The sequence below is a fragment of the Streptomyces sp. NPDC002680 genome, from assembly GCF_042889145.1.
Taxonomy (GTDB): domain Bacteria; phylum Actinomycetota; class Actinomycetes; order Streptomycetales; family Streptomycetaceae; genus Streptomyces; species Streptomyces adonidis.
Window position 1 is genome coordinate 173635 of sequence record NZ_JBIAQP010000023.1, and the last position, 17032, is coordinate 190666.

At 65.5% G+C, this 17032-nt stretch carries 3 protein-coding genes and 1 pseudogene; 3 read left to right on the forward strand and 1 reads right to left on the reverse strand.

Features of this window, described 5'->3' with window-relative positions; genetic code table 11:
- Positions 1–117 precede the first annotated feature (117 nt).
- Positions 118–3597, reverse strand: coding sequence for a DNRLRE domain-containing protein (locus ACFYXF_RS44110; protein ID WP_389358528.1), 3480 nt, complete (start codon positions 3595–3597; stop codon positions 118–120).
- A gap of 573 nt (positions 3598–4170) precedes the next feature.
- Between ACFYXF_RS44110 and ACFYXF_RS44115 the strand changes: the two genes are divergently transcribed.
- The 3 genes and pseudogenes from ACFYXF_RS44115 to ACFYXF_RS44125 form a co-directional block, all read left to right on the forward strand.
- Positions 4171–11358 (forward strand): polymorphic toxin-type HINT domain-containing protein, encoded by a 7188-nt coding sequence (locus tag ACFYXF_RS44115; protein WP_389358530.1) that lies wholly within the window; start codon positions 4171–4173, stop codon positions 11356–11358.
- On the forward strand, positions 11355–12206 hold the full coding sequence (locus ACFYXF_RS44120; RefSeq protein WP_389358532.1) for a hypothetical protein: 852 nt from the start codon (positions 11355–11357) through the stop codon (positions 12204–12206). The genes ACFYXF_RS44115 and ACFYXF_RS44120 overlap by 4 nt, the downstream gene beginning before the upstream one ends.
- 449 nt (positions 12207–12655) lie before the next feature.
- Positions 12656–16396 (forward strand): annotated as a pseudogene (locus tag ACFYXF_RS44125) (RHS repeat-associated core domain-containing protein); the annotation flags it as partial.
- Positions 16397–17032: the final 636 nt, after the last annotated feature.

Genomic DNA, 17032 nt, shown 5'->3' on the forward strand with positions numbered 1-17032 from the left:
AGGAACAGAGGTGTCCCCTCCACGCCACGTCACCCGATCGTGTGCCCGGCACCCCCGAGGGCCCCGTCTCCTGCGGAAACGGGGCCCTCGACGACGTACTCGCGCCGTGCTAGCCGGTCATCCGACGGCGATCCGGTTCTGCCACCAGGGCGCCGCGCCTATGACCTCCTTGCCGGAGCCCGCCACGACACTCGTCCTACCGCCCGAGTAGACCCGTACGGTGCCGTCGGAGCGCACTGCCCAGATGTCGGGGACCGAGTCGCCGTTGATGTCGGGCGTGCCCATCAGGTGCAGCATGTTGGTGTTGCCCCAGCCTGCCGCGCCGTACTCGGTGTCGGTGCCTTCCTTGCCCAGCGAGGTCAGATCGACTCCGCCGGTGGCAGCGGCGACACCCTTGCGGAGCCAAAGCTTGCCCGTGTTGTTGTCCCGGAAGAGGAGGTCGGTGATGCCGTCACCGCTGATGTCCCGGGCGATGACGATGTCCCGGTTGGTCCAGCCCGATGTCGAAAGCCGGACCGTCCCGTCGACAGTCGCCCCGTGGTAGCCGGTGAACGCCCACAACTGGTCCCCGATGGTGCCAACGAAGTCGGTGTGTCCGAACTCGGTGGCAAAGCCCGCAGACACGATCTGGGTCAGGGTCGACGGGCTCGGCGCGCCTTCCGGTAGGAGGATCTCGCGGCGCTTGTCGATGTTGACGGCGCCGTAGCCGTCGCCCGGGTAGACCCACAGCCTCGTGCCGAGCCGCACGACGAGGTCCTGGAGGCCGTCGCCGCCGTAGATGTCACCGTTGTGGGTGATCAAGGCGCCCTTGAAGTGGCCGTCGGGAGCCTGGACGAACGGCGGTAGGTCATCGCCGTTGGGATCCTTGTCCGGGTTGTCCCGGTAGGCGCCTGGCATCGAGTAGTCGACGAGGTCGCCGATGCTCTGGGTGAGGTCGGTGGCGGTGGCCTGGGAGGGATACAGCCCCAGGTTGCCGGCCCCGGTGACGACCATCATGTCGGCGAGCTTGTCCCCGGTGAAGTCCCCAGGCGCGTCGGCCTGGTCCCGTGGTGTGACGTAGAAGAGGTACTTCGTCGGATCGGAGACGTTGCCCGCGCCGTCAACCGTACGGATGTACAGCACGTTCGGACCTGCGGCCGGAGGCTTGGCGTTCGCGAGGGTCGCGCTGACTGTGACGGCGGTACCGGCAGCGCGGTTGAGAGTGAACGCATAGCTGGGCGAGTTGAACCCGTACTCGTACCGCACGACGTCCGTGTTGAGGGCGCGCACAGTGAAGGCGCCGGGTGTGCCGAATTTCTTGGTGCTCCAGTTCGCGTCCTCGGCGCTGTTGCCGAAGCCGTTCTCATTGCCGTCGGCATTGGGGAAGTCGGTGGAGCTCACCTTGGGCGGCTTGGGCGCCGAGAGGTCGAGAATGAAGCGGCACGGCGTCTTGGCCGGCGAGAAGCTGGAGGAAGTGCCGGCGTCGTCGAAGGCCCGCACTCGCCACGAGTAGAGGGTGCCGTTGGTCAGTCTGCTGGTCGGGAAGGCACTGGTGGTGCGTAGCGCCCTTTCCTTGTCGGCGCCGGCTGACACCGTGCCCGTGGAGCCGAGCATGTCGCCCGTGGTGCCCCACTTTCCGTGCGGCCACAGGTCGAAGTCGAGGTAGTCGAGGTTCTTGTCCTTGTCAGACGCCCTGGCGGTGAAGGTCAGGCTCCCGGCGCCCATGCGGACGTACGGCTTGGTGGTGGTGCACTTGGCGTCGGGACCGAGGTCGAGGGCGTCGGGGGCGGTCGGCCTGCGGTTGTAGACGAGTTCCAGTACGGGCGCGTTGTCGCCGTTGGCCTGGAATTTCTTCCACGCGTACTGGGAGTGCTCGTCGCTCGCTCGCATGCCGAAGGTGATGGTGTCCTCGCCCTTGTCAGCACGCTGTTGTGCTGCCTTGCGCACGTCGAACGTCTCGTATGCGTCCCGGCAACCGGACTTGTAGCCGTGCGCGAAGCTCTTGGTCGCGAACTTGTTGCCATCGTGCAGCCGGGGCGCGTTCTTCCAGTTGGTATGGGAGTTGATCTCGCCAGTGAGGTGCACACTCATCGCGCGAGCGCTGCAGGACCAGGAGTACGTCTCCAGGACACGCAGCTTCGCACTCTCGATCTTCGTCCCCTTCAGGTCCTTGTCGAAGGCGATGTTGAAGTACGAGCGTGAGGTACCCCAGGTGTCGGACTCGAAGCCGACGCGCGCCTCGTGCGTTCCGCCCTTGTTGAAGCCCTTGCCGTTGTAAAAGGTCGCGTTGGGGTGACGACTGTAGGCCGTGGTCCAGTTCTGGGTGTGCTTCTTCACCGACGGGTCAACGAAGACCGGGTAGGTGGTGGCCGGGTCGGCGAGGAAATCCTGATCGGGTGTGAGAAGCCAGTTCGCCCCGGACAGATCGGCCTCGACCAGCTCGCCGAGCGAGTCGGGGGACGGACCGTCGAGGGAAGGCAGGCTGAGCGTGGCAGCCGAGCCGGTCTGCGAGGGGGCGGGGGTCGGCTCGGCCGGTGCGGACGGCAGCGGGGACTCCGACTGAGTCGGTGCGGGGCCGTCGGAGGCCGACGGCAGGTCCTCAGGGTCGGCGTCCGTCTGCTCGTCCGACTCGATCAGCGCTTCCTCCGTCGCACTGGCGCTGTCGCTGGGCGTGGCGCCGGTCCCGTCGGTGGGGACGGGAGACTCGGACGCGGTCGGCTGCGCGGTGGCACCCACACTGCCGTCCGTAACGGCCGGTGCGCCGCTGCTGTCCCACATCAGGGGGGTGGGCGACATGGCGACTTCGGAGGAGTAGGCGTTCTCGGCGGTGAGGATGCCGGTGATCGGATCCAGGCGGAAGGTCAGGTCCGGGGCGCTGATGCCGTACGAGAGTTGCTGGGCGTGTGGATCGGCGGCTGCCGCGCGGTTCTTCAGAACGATGAGCTGGGCGAAGCCGTCGTCCTCGGCGGTGAGGACAAGATCGGCTCCGGGGAAGATCTCCGGGTACAGGGCCCGGGAGCCATCGATGATCGGGGTGGGAACGGGGCCAGGCCAGGTGAGCTGGATTTCGTAGCCCCCCTCAACCGTCAGAGTGACCAGGGGAGTCGCCGCCTCGTCGGCTGCGGCTGTGGTCGCCTCCTTGGCGCCCTTGAGCAGTGAGACCCGGCGGGCGGTACTGCGTGTGGAGCGCTCCTGCCCGCGTGCCTCGGCAGTGTCGGAACCGGCCGAGAACACGATCCGCGTGTTGGTGGCCTCGGGTTCCCAACCGGCCTTGGTGCGATGCAGGTCGTAGTCGATGGGCTTCCACTCACCTCCGACCTTGGCCCGGATCGGCGAGGAGTACAGCTGTTTGGCCATGCGGCCGTCGGGCCGGGCCCAGGTGCTGGAGCGCGCCGTGCGCAGTGCAGTGACCTCGACAGGCTTCCCCGTTTCCGAGGCGCGGGCGATCGCCGTGGCCTCGGAGACCGGCTGCGGGTTCCGGCCGCTTTGCGCCTCACCGACTGAGTCGGCATCGTCCAGACCGAGGCTCACGAAGACGACGCCGGTGGCGGCGAGGGTCGCGGTGAGTATGGCGGCGGTGGTCCGACTTCCGGGCATACGGCGCCTGGTGCGCGTCATCGGGCGAGTTTCCCTTCCCCCTTGGAACCGGGCGCGCGACAGGGCACGACCGGGCTCGCCGATGATGGCCCAATGGGTCGGCTGTCGTCACGCATTGCGAAGACGGGCGCGGATTGAGCAGGCCAATGGCGGGGCCCGTACTGGTGGCTGACCCGGCCCGCCGACAACTGTCCTGCGGTGCGACATTCATGGCGCCAAATCGCCCTGAAACGTCGTCAACTTCCCTGATTCGAGCGGCATTTGTAAAGGGAAGTTAAGAATTGAGTAGTAGATCACCAAGAGGCGACGCATTCCGATACCTCGGGTAGGTCGCACTCCGCCCATCACTAACCATTACAAGATGTTACGCACCGTGGCGATCATCACATCCGCACAGTTGATCTAGCGAAACGCCACAGAACCGTCACAGAATCTGCGGCATCTGTTACGCCATCACGCGTGGTCCGCATCCTGGTCCCGCTTCACGTGGTCCGGGGGGATCTCGTCGTGTTCGGTCGTCTTTCGCCTTCCCGTCGTCGCCGTGCACGCCGGTTGCGCGCGGTCGTCGTACCCGCCATCGGAGCAATTCTGCTCGTGGGTCTTCTGCCCACCCAGTCGCTGGCGGTGCCACCTGACCCGACCGTCGCACCAGAAGGCCGCGAAACGCTGGAGCTGGAGACACTCGAAGAGGAGGAGCCCGTCACGGGCAAGGTCTTCGAACGGGATCTGGAGACCCTGAAGGTCGAAATCCCCGAGGACCTGGAGCAGGCGCCGACAGGCACTGCGGCGGCACCGCCCGGCGACACCGGGGTGGTCGACTTCGGCGCGGCGGCGACCGGCACCGCGGCCGCTGCACGCGTGGGCACGACTGCCCAACAGATCGACCTGGCGCCAGTCGAGGACCTGCCCGTCAGCCTCGGGCAGGCGCCCGATCAGGCGGCGCCAACCGGAACTTGGCAGGTCAAGGTCTTCGACCGCACCGCGGCCGTCTCCCAAGGCGTGGACGGTGCCATCGTCACCGTCCAGGCCCCGGCGACCGGTTCTGTCCCGCTCTCGGTCAAGCTCGACTACACCAAGTTCAGGAACCTCTACGGCGCCGACTGGGCCTCCCGCCTGCGCTTCGTGCAGTTCCCCGAGTGCTACCTGACGACACCGGACGTCGAGGCGTGCCAGGAGTACGAGGAACTGGACACGGCCAACGACACGAAGGCACAGTCCATCACGGCCACGGTCGACACAGCGGCGGACGGCACCGTCACCCAGGCCGCAGCTGAGGACACAAGAGCTGACGGACCGTCAATAGCGCAGGTTTCCTACCGGACTTCGGCGACCCAGGTTGCCACCGGCGGCGACACCGCGGTCATCGGGGCAGTCGACTCCGGCGGCGGCGCGGGAGGTTCGTTCAAGGCCACGCCTCTCGCCTCCAACGGCAAGTGGGAGGCCGGAGGTTCCTCGGGCGCGTTCACTTGGTCGTACCCGCTGACGACCCCGGCGGCTCCCGCGGGCCCGGCGCCCAACATCTCCTTCACCTACAACTCCCAGACGGTGGACGGCCGTACAGCGGTCTCCTCGCCCCAGGCCTCCTGGATCGGCGAGGGCTGGGACTTCGACCCCGGCCACATCGAGCGCCGCTACCGCGCCTGCCAGGACGACCGCAAGACGCTGAACTCCGGTACGCCCAACAACACGGCCAAGAAGGACAAGACGTCCGACCTGTGCTGGGTGTCGTACAACGCGGTGATGTCGTTGATGGGCAAGACCACGGAACTGGTCCGGGACGCGGCCTCGGGCAGCGCCCCCGAGACCGACACTGAGATCTACCGTCCCATGCAGGACGACGGCACCCGCGTCGAGCGCCGTACCGGCGGCAGCAACGGCGACAACAACGGCGAGTACTGGATCGTCACGACCACGGACGGTACGAAGTACTTCTACGGCCTCAACGCGGTCGGCGGCGGCCACGCGAACACCAACTCCGTCTCCACCGTCCCTGTCTTCGGCAACCACCCCACCGAGCCCTGCCACGCCACCGCCTTCGCCGACTCCCGCTGCGGCGCGGGCAAGCAGCAGGCCTGGCGCTGGGGCCTGGACAAGGTCGTCGACGTGCACGGCAACGCGATGGTCGTCACCTGGAACCAGGAGACGAACTACTACGCCGTGAAGAAGAAGTTCACGGCACCGGAGCAGTACGACCGCTTCGCCTACCCGACGACCATTGAGTACGGCATGCGTGCCGACCTGACGAAGCCGTCCGCGACGGTCGACTTCGGTGTTAAGCAGCGCTGCCTCAAGTCGGAGGCGGACTGCACCTCCGCCAACTTCGCCAAGACGGCCGACCCGGGTGCGTACCGCCCCTGGTGGGACACCCCCGGCAACCTCAACTGCAAGTCCACCTCGAAGCTGTGCCCCGTCTTCCCGTCCTTCTGGACGCAGCTGCGCCTGGACACGGTGACGACGAAGGCGGCCCGTGCTAGCCAGACCGGCCTGGGCAAGGTGGACACGTACGAGCTTCACCAGTCCTTCCCGGAGGACTGGTACGACACGTCTCCCGGCCTCTGGCTCAACTCGATCACCCGCCGAGGCTTCGCCCCCGGCGACACCACCGGCACCCTCCAGTCCGAGGCCGGCATCAGCTTCGCCCAGTACACGGTGGGTTCGACCTCGCCCCTGCGCGGCCGTCTGAAGGACCGCCAGCTTCCGAACCTGGTCTCCAGCGGCTCGAACGACCAGCGTCCCGGTTTCACCCGGCCCCGCATCGGCACGGTTGCCACGGAGTCCGGCGGCGACATCGAGGTCGAGTACAAGGGCGGCTGCGGGAGCGAGCCGGCCACGGACAAGGGCAAGGACAACGGCACCTGTTACCCAGTGCGTTGGTCCCCGGACGGTGACGAGAAGACGCCCGCGAAGGCGTGGTTCAACAAGTACGTGGTCCACTCCGTGACCGAGACGGACAAGGTCACGTCCCACGGCAAGCCGGTCCACACCCGGTACACGTACACGGACCCGGCCTGGTCGAAGTCGGACGATGAGTTCACGCGTCCGGCACTGCGGACGTTCAGCGACTGGCGCGGTTACCGCCAGGTAGCGGTCACCAAGGGAAGCAGGTCGACCTCCCAGATCGGGGATCCGCAGTCCCAGTCGTACGGGGTGACCAGGTACTTCCAGGGCACCGGGGGAGAGGTCAAGGACTCCACCGGCACGTACACGCTCCTTGCGGACGACGCGCGGCAGTTCGCGGGGATGACGGCGGAGAGCATCACGTACGCGAGTTCCGACAAGCGGGTTCTCAAGCGCACCCTGAACTACCCCTGGTCGAAGCAGACCGCGTCCCGTCCCCGCGAGGCCGAGACCGGCGTGGACATGACCCCGCTGCTCGCCCAGCGCAGCGGCATCAGGCGCACGGACGCCATCCAGACGGTCGGGAACAAGGCACAGCCGACCAGCACGGACTGGCAGGCGGTGCGGACGCTGACGTCGGTGGACGACACGTACGGTCTGCCGGTCCAGGTGGAGACGGCGGTGGTCAAGCCGAACGGGACCGGCGAGACGCTGTCCAACCAGACGTGCACGGTGACGTCGTACGTCCACAACCCCTCGGCATGGCTGATCGGCCTGCTCAAGTCGCAGCGCAGTACAGGTACTTCGTGCGCGGGGTACGGGGCGGCGGACCCGGCGACCAAGCTCATCAAGTTGGTGCGGAACAGCTACGACGGAAGCACGGCCGACATCGAGATCCCGTCGAAGGGCCTGGTGACGACGGTCACCGGCGTCGACGGCACCGGTACCGGCGAAGTGGACGCCGCGACGACGACGTACGACCCGTTGGGCCGCGTCCGTTCGGTCACGAAGCCGGGGGCAGGCACGACGAGGACCGAGTACACACCCGGCGACGCGGGCGGCCCGGTCACCGCCGTGAAGACGATCAACGCCAAGGGCCATGCCGCCACGATGACCTTCGACCCGGGCCGGAGCCTGGCCTTGACGGTCACTGACGCCAACAGTCGTGTCACGCGCTCCGAGTACGATTCGCTCGGCCGCCTGGTGAAGGGCTGGTCCCCGTCTCACTCTTCGGGCAACCAGTTGCCGGACGTGAAGATCGACTACCAGCCGGCGATCGCCACCTCCGAGACGACACGCCCCGCTGCGGTCACGACCAGTACGTTGAAGGACGACGGCTTCTACAGCCGTCAGGTGACGATCTACGACGGTCTGATGCGGCAGGTCCAGACCCAGTCGGAGGCATACGGCCCCGGCCGCATCGTCACCGACATCACCTACAACGACCACGGCCTGCCCGACGAGCAGACGGGTGCCTATCTTGCGAAGAGCGAACCGGCCACCGCACTCTTCGCACCCAAGTCCAAGACCCTGGTTCCCAGTTGGGTCAAACTGCGCTACGACGGGCTGGAGCGCCCGGTCCGCCAGTCGACGTACCACGACGGCAACTTCAAGTACGGGACGTACACGTCGTACGGTGACACCAGCACGTACGTCGACCCGCCCGGATCGACCGCACCGGTGTACAAGACGTTCACCGACGCGCTCGGCCGGGTCACCTCCGTCCAGCACTTCGCCAAGACCAGTGGCACCCAGCCGCGCACGACTTCGTACTCGTACGACGCCCGAGGCAACCGCAGCAACGTCACCGACCCGGCGGGCAACGCGTGGGTGTACGAGTACGACGCCCGCGGCCGGGTCAAGTCCACCACGGACCCGGACGTCGGCACGACACAGACCTGGTACGACGCCGCCGACCGGCCGAACAAGGTGACGGACGCGGAGTCGAGGACGACGCGTACGGAGTACGACGAGCTGGGCCGCGTCGAGCACGTCTATGAGGGTTCCGATCCCGCCCCGGTCAAGACGTTCACGTATGACTCCGTGCAAGGGGCGCTCGGCCAGCCGACCGCCTCCATCCGGCACACCTCGCAGGGCGACTACGTCAACGAAGTCACCGGCTACGACGCCGAGTACCGGCCGACCAGCAGCAAGACGGTGATCCCGGCGGCCGATTCGAGGACCGCGGGACTGTCCGGTACGTACGCCTACGAGTACACGTACTCGCCGACAGGCAAGCCCCTGTCGATGACACTGCCGGCGGTCGGCGGGCTGCCGAAGGAGAAGGTCGTCACCCGTTACAACGGTGACGGTCTGGCCGAGTCGACGTCGGGTCTGGCCTGGTACACGTCGGACGTGACGTACTCGCCGTACGGCGAGCCGCTGCGTACGGTGTCGGGTGCGCAGCCGGTCCGGGTGTGGACGACGAACTTCATCGACCCGCACACCGGCCGCCTCCAGCGCACCATCACGGACCGGGAAACGGCCGGCCCGCACCGCGTCACGGACGCCGCCTACTCCTACGACGCCTCCGGCACGATCACGTCCAACGCCCGCCTGTTGCAGGATGCGTCGGGCGAGACGTGGGACACGCAGTGCTACACGTACGACGCGCTAGGGGAACTGGTCAACGCCTGGACGTCGAACATCGAGCCCAACGGCACGACGGGCGTGGGCTGCAAGTCGGCGGGCGGCACGACCTGGGGCCCGCGTGACGACTACGCGCTGTCGTCGGGCCCGGTGGCGGATGCCCCGGACGCGTCGACGGACGTGACGGCCCCGGATGCCTCGCTGACCTCGACCCTGGGCGCGGCGGCTCCGGCCGAGGGCACGGTCGCCGCGGGCGGCGCGTCCTACCGTCAGTCGTTCACCTTCGACTGGCTGGGCAACCGGGCCACGCTGACGGAACACGACGCGGCGGACGCGAGCAAGAACGTCACCTTCCAGTACGGCTACGGCCACGATGGTGGACAGCAGCCGCACACGCTGGGCTATATCGCCTCCAACCCGACGGGCCAGGGCAGCAGTTACCAGTACGACGCGGTGGGCAACACGACGGTCCGCGACCTGTCGGCGACGACCCAGGACTTGACCTGGACGAAGGAGAACAAGCTCGCCACGATCACGGACGACGGCACGACAACGACGTACGTCTATGACGCGAACGGCAACCGTCTCCTGGAGAACTCGCCCTCGGGCTCGACCCTGTACCTGGGCGAGACGGAGGTGACGACGGATGCGAGCGGCGAGGTCGTACGGGCGTCCCGTGCGTACGCCCACCCCGGCGCCCCGACGGTGGTCCGCTCGACGAGCAACGGTGCGACGACCGGCCACAAGCTGAACGTGATGCTGGCCGACCATCTCGGCACGGCGAACACGACGGTGGAGCTGTCGACCGGACAGGCGGTCACGCGGCGGGCGTTCAAGCCGTATGGCGAGGTGCGTGGTCCGAAGCCGGCGAACTGGCCGAACAAGCGGAGCTACCTGGGCGTCGGCATCAACGACTCGGCAACCGGGCTCACACATATCGGGGCTCGGGAGTACGACCAGAACTCGGGGCGGTTCATCTCCGCCGACCCGATCATCGACATCGCGGACCCACTCCAGATGAACGGGTACGCGTACTCAAACAACAGCCCGATCAGCCGCTCGGACCCTACAGGCCTGGAAAGCTGCGGCCCCGATAACTTCTGTTCCGGAAGTAACGGAACGTACGGAAACTACCAGCCGAACAACGACCCGGGATCTGATACCTACGACGGCACGAGCTATAACGCGCCTGGCGACACGGACACGACCAAGAGCGTGTATCCGCCAGCCAAGGTGTTGAAGGAATTCAATCGAAATCACCCCATGCCGACCGTCAATATGATGGCCAACTGGGGAACGTATCGCGAAGACATTCCCTACTGGATGAATGTCGAGCTGTATTTCCGCGAAAAATGCATGGAACTGCAGTGGACCAGCTCCTGCCAGAGCATGCAGAGCTACTACGACAATTGGTCCGACGTTAGGGATCTTCCCAGTCCACCTTGTCAGGCATCGAGCCTTTGCCAGTCTCTGGGGGACGTGGGGGCTGGGGTGGCGGCGGCGCGCGGGATGACGGGTGGTAAGGGCGCCAAGGGATCTCCGTGTCCGCGCTGTTTCCTGGCCGGTACTGACGTCCTCATGGCCGACGGCACAACGAAGGACATCGAAGACGTCGAGGTCGGCGACGAGGTTCAGGCTACCGATCCTGAAACCGGGGAGTTTGGTCCCAGGAAAGTCACCAGGCTGATCGTCATCGCCGATGCCGAGAAATACTTCAACGAACTGTCCATCGCTACGGACAACGGCATCGAGAAGCTCACGGCCACCCACGACCATCCCTTCTGGGTCCCGGAACTGGGCCAGTGGGTGGCGACACGCGACCTCACGGCAGGCATGCACCTGCGCAAGCCGGACGGCTCAACCGTCACGGTCACCGCAAACCGCCCGTTCTCGAAGCACGCTCGCACGTACAACCTGACGGTCGATGACCTTCATACGTACTATGTGGTTGCAGGGCAGACTCCGGTCCTCGTTCACAACGCGGGTGGGGCAGATTTTGACCTTGATAAATATGACCGCCAGGGGTACAGCAACTATGTACTGGTGGACCGAAATAGTGTGGTCTACTACAGCGGAATGTTTGGCCCCAACGAATCGCCGGCGAGTGTTCAACGACGCCACAGCGGAACCTGGAATCGGTTCAACCCTGCGAACGGCGATAGAATGGACGTGTATCCGGGCGCTAGGACCTACGGTCAATCCCGCCTCCTTGAACAGCGAATGTCAGATTACTTCGGCACCTACATTGGAGAGGACGGCGACAACTATAGAGGAAATCGACAGAACCCCATGGATCCGAAGAAGGCGCCCGGATATTTGGCGTACGAAACGTTCAAGAATGGAGGATGCCCGTGAGTAGTGACGATGTAAGCGTCAAGCTGGCGGCAATCCTATTGGAATTCTCCGAAATGGTGGGTAGTTCCCCGTCATTGAAGGAATTCTTGCAGCTCTTGGAGTGGTCATGGGACGGCGTCTATTCCACACCTCTCGCGTTCAAGGCTACTCTGACGGATGGAACCGTCTACTCTGGCCCTGAAGGCTCCCGGGTGCCCGAACTGGGCGATTCGATGTTTACGGACATGGCTGATATCCTTGCTGATTTGTCTGATGAGAGGAGTGGGAGACCGGTGTCTCCATCCGATCTGGTGGACATCCTATTGCCCTTCATCAATGACGAAGCGGTGAACCTTGTGGATGTATCGAGCGGAGACGTTTCTCGGCTCTCAATTGCAGTGACAGGGAGTGCCACTGAGCCTGAGGTGGGCGACATCCTAGCGATTCCCGCTGACGGCATCTGGTATGCAGTGATTGTGGTGGCGCGAAACAGATTCGGAGTCGCAGTCGGAATCTTCCGGGAGGAATTCGATTCCTTGGCGTCCGTACATCCTCAACTTTCTGTTGCGTGGCAATTCCCTGTCTATAGTGATGACGCGCAGGTTCTGAATGGCTCATGGGAAGTAGTCGGGCATGATGAAAGCCTGCTTGCAGCTTTCCCTGTCGAACCTGAAATTTACCACTCACCCATCCCGGTATGGCCGGGGCGTGATTTTGGAGAGTTTGGTGCGGCCGAAACCCCCGCAGGGGATATCAGGCTGATTGGTAGTGGTGAAGCAAGGGCCGTTGGGATTATGGATGGCAGCTACAGGCAGTCTTATTCTAGTGAATTTCTGCAGCAATCGATGGGTAGCTTGGTAAGTCGCTGATGTCGGCCTGCCCTGTAGCACTTCCTGGGCTTGCGCTTCATGGCGCGGGCCAAGTGGTCGAGGTCGGCGGCGGCGAAGTCGGCAAGGCCACGCTTGACCAGCTATCGTGCTCCCCGCCGAGGTGTCCGAATGAGTCGCACGACCATGAAGTACGTTCCGCACACGATCACGCACGTTCCGGACGCCGGTGTCACCTTCGAAGTGTTCTGCGCCGCCTCCGGCCGTGACCGAGTCCGGTCCTCAGGACGAGCAGGACACAGCCCAACTCTGGGCACTGCGCCACACCGGCCGGACAGGTCACGATCTCTTCCGCCGCCTCGTGACCGACCACGCGAGGGTAACCCGCACCCAGTAGGACCCCGGCCCGTTGGGCGAGGGCGAACAAACTGCTCAGCGGGCCGAAACACATCCCGTCTTCGTAACCGAGCTCCCTCCGACTCTGTGAAGGGCCCCGCATCGGCACGGTGTCGACGGAGAGCGGCGGTGACATCGAGGTCGAGTACACGGGCGGCTGCGGGACCGCCCCGGCCACGGACAACGGCCGCAGCAACGGCACGTGTTACCCGGTCCGCTGGTCCCCAGACGGTGATGAGGAGACCCCCGGGAAGGAGTGGTTCAACAAGTACGTCGTCGAGTCCGTCACGGAACGGGACAAGGTCACCTCGCACGGCCAGGACATCAAGACGGTCTACGCGTACGACGGCCCGGCCTGGTCCAAGAGCGACGACGAGTTCACCCGCCCGTCCCTGCGCACGTTCAGCGACTGGCGCGGCTACCGCGACGTCGCGGTGACGAAGGGCAGCAGCGTCGCCCCCGGGAACGGTGTCCTGCAGGCCCAGTCGTACTCCAAGACCCGCTATTTCCTGGGGGTGGGGGGCCAGGTCAAGGACTCCAAGGAAGAGCTCACCCTGCTCGCGGACGACGACCGGCAGTACGCGGGCATGACGGCAGAGACGATCACTTACCTGGACTCCGGCGGAAAGGTCCAGAACCGCACCCTGAACTTCCCCTGGTCGAAGCAGACGGCGTCCCGCCCGAGGGAGGCGGAGGACGCCACGGACATGGAGCCGCTGCTGGCCCACCGCAGCGGAGTCAGGCGTACGGACGCCATCCAGACCGTCGACACGAGCTGGCGAGCCGTCCGCACGCTGACATCCGTGGACGACACCTACGGCCTGCCGATCCAGGTGGAGACGGCGGTGGTCAAGCCGAACGGCACTGCCGAGACCCTCTCCGACCAGACGTGCACGGTGACGACGTACGTCCACAACCCTGCGACATGGCTGATCGGCCTGCCCAAGTCGCAGCGCAGCACGGGTACTTCGTGCGCGGGGTACGCGACCGCGGACCCGGCGACCAAGCTCATCAAGTCGGTGCGCAACAGCTACGACGGAAGTACGGGCGACAACATCGAGATCCCGTCGAGGGGCCTGGTGACGACTGTCACCGGCGTCGACGGCACCGGAACCGTGGACGTGGTCGCCGCGACGACGACGTACGACCCGCTGGGCCGCATCCGTACGGTCATGAAGCCGGGGGCGGGCACGACGACGACCGAGTACACACCTGGCGACGAGGGCGGTCCGGTCACGGCCGTGAAGACGACGAACGCCAAGGGCCACACGGTCAGGACGACCTTCGACCCGGGCCGAAGCCTGGCCCTGACGGTCACCGACGCCAACGACCGCGTCACACGCAGCGAGTACGACGCCCTCGGCCGCCTGGTGAAGGGCTGGTCCCCGTCGCGCCCAGCGGGTGGCAAGCCGGACGTGGTGATCGACTACCAGTCGGCGATAGCGACGAAGAGTGTGACCCGCCCCGCCGCCGTCACCACCAACACACTCAAGGACGACGGCACCTACAGCAAGCAAGTCACTCTCTACGACGGCCTGTTGCGCCAGGTGCAGACCCAGTCGGAGGCGCACGGCCCCGGCCGCATCGTCACCGACACGACGTACGACGACCACGGCCTGGTCGATGAGCAGAAGGGTGCTTATCTCGCGAAGGGTGAGCCGACGACGAAGATTTTTCTTCCTCTCTCCGAGACCCTGATCCCGAGCAAGGTCAAGTTCCGCTACGACGGCCTCGAACGCCCGTACCGTGAGTCGACGTATCACGCGGGCGAGTACAAGTACGCGACGTACACGACGTACAGCGACACGAGCACGTACGTGAACCCGGCCGGCTCGACGAGCCCCCGGACGCGCACGTACACGGACGCCCTGGGCCGCGTCACCTCGATCCGCCACTACAAGGACGCGGCCAGCACGGACGCGGGCCGCACGACGACGTACACCTACGACGCCCGCGGCTACCGCACCGAGGTGAAGGACCCGGCGGGCAACACCTGGACGTATGTGTACGACGCCCGGGGCCGGGTGAAGTCGACCACGGACCCGGACGTCGGCAAGACGGACACGTGGTACGACGACGCGGACCGCCCGAACAAGGTGACGGACGCGAAGGGCCGGACGACGTTCACGCAGTACGACGACCTCGGCCGTGTCACCTACGTCCGCGAGGGCTCGGCGACCGCGGACCCGGTGAAGTCGTTCTCGTACGACAGCCTGCCGGGCGCGCTGGGCCAGCCGGTCGCGTCGGTCCGGCACACGGCGCAAGGCGACTACACGAACCGGGTCACGGGCTACGACACGGAGTACCGCCCGACCGGCACGGAGACCGAGATCGCGGCGGCGGGCGCGATGACCGCAGGCCTCTCGGGCAAGTACGCGTACGCATACACGTACACGCCCACCGGAAAGCCGCTCTCGGTCACCCTGCCGGCGATCGGCGGCCTGGCGAAGGAGAAGGTGGTCACCCGCTACAACAGCGACGGCCTGCCCGAATCGACATCAGGCCTGACCTGGTACACGTCGGACGTCACCTACTCCCCGTACGGCGAGCCCCTGCGTACGGTGTCAGGCGTACAGCCCTACCGAGTCTGGACGACGAACTTCATCGACCCGTCCACGGGCCGCCTCCAGCGCACGGTGGCGGACCGCGAGACGGCGGACCCGCACCGCATCACGGACAGCTACTACTCGTACGACCAGTCCGGGGTGATCACGTCCAACTCCCGCCAGCTGACGGACGGTTCGGCGACCCCGCCCTGGGACACGCAGTGCTTCACGTACGACGTGATGGGCGAGTTGGTGAATGCCTGGACGTCGAACATCACGCCCGTCGACGGCAAGAGCTGCAAGGCGTCGAACGGCACGACGTGGGGCTACCGCTCCGACTACGCGGCCTCGTCGGGCCCGGTGGCGGACGCCCCGGACACGTTGTCGGACACGGCGAGCCCCGACACGTCACTGACGACCACGCTGGCGGCGACGGCCCCCGACTCCTCGACAGTCTCGACGGGTGCGACGGCATACCGCCAGTCATTCACGTTCGACTGGCTGGGCAACCGGGCGACGCTGACGGAACACGACCCGGCGGACGCGGCGAAGAACGTCACCTTCAAGTACGGCTACGGCAACAGCGAGGGCAAGCAACCGCACACGCTGGGCTGGATCACGTCCAACCCGACTGGCCAGGGCAGCAGTTACCAGTACGACGCGGTGGGCAACACGACGGTCCGCGACCTGTCGGCGACGACGCAGGACCTGACGTGGACCCAGGAGAACAAGCCCGCGACGATCACGGACGACGGCACGACAACGAAGTACGTCTACGACGCGAACGGCAACCGCCTCCTGGAGAACTCCCCGTCGGGCTCGACCCTTTACCTGGGCGAAACAGAGGTGACGACGGACGCGACGGGCACGGTCGTCCGTGCCTCCCGTGCGTACGTCCACCCCGGCGCTCCGACGGTGGTCCGCTCGACGAGCAACGGCGCGACCACGGGCCACAAGCGCAACGTGATGCTGGCCGATCACCTGGGCACGGCCAACACGACGGTGGACGTGACGACGGTCGGCCAGCCGGTGACGCGGAGGGCGTTCAAGCCGTACGGGGAGGTGCGGGGCCCGAAGCCGGCGAGCTGGCCGAACAAGCGGAGTTACCTGGGCGTCGGGATCGATGACGCTGGTACTGGGCTTACGCATATTGGGGCTCGGGAGTACGACCAGGGGGCGGGGCGGTTCCTGTCGGCGGATCCGATTATTGATATCTCGGATCCGTTGCAGGTTAACGGGTATGCGTACAGCCGTAACAGTCCAATTACCCGAAGTGATCCATCGGGGCTACTCGACCTTGTTAAGGAAGAATCTCAAGCCGCGAAGCAGCGTCAGAAGCAGCGTGCCCAATACGTAAAGGAGAAGTACACGAAGGCGCATGACACTGCGATCGTCATGTACATGGCCTGGTTGCGTGCCGTGCAGCCCAAGGGGGGCGGTGAGGTGACGGTTGACCTCCAGCAAACGATGGGTTATCGCGATTCCGAAAATTATATCCGCAACATTCCAGGGAAGAAGAAGGGGGGATGGGCTGACCTCCTCTATTGGACTGACGATACTGTCTATGTGTGGGATGTGAAGCATTTTGGAGGGAAGGCAGAAATTGACGGCGGTGCAGAGGTGGCGGCTTATGTGAAAAGCCTTCAAGCGCAGTTGGATGGTAAGGGCGGTAAGAAGGTCACAGTGAAGAGCGGATTCAGTATGTGGCCGCTAAAGGGGCCGAACCTTTTCAAGGCTGGCGAATGGGTCGATGCCTTTTCCTCTGTGAAGAGTGATGGAGTGATTGGCTATAGAACCAAGAATATTAATCAGGACAAGGGGCGGGATCCGAACGTCCCTGTTGGTTCTCCTGTTCCGCAAAAGGACCCTTGGTACAAGAAGGTCTCGGAAGGAGCGAAGGAGTGGTGGCACGTGAACGTCGAGAAT

Excerpts from the sequence above, each read along its gene's own strand:
- ACFYXF_RS44110 (WP_389358528.1), bottom strand. The coding sequence starts at position 3,597 with ATGACGCGCACCAGGCGCCGTATGCCCGGAAGTCGGACCACCGCCGCC.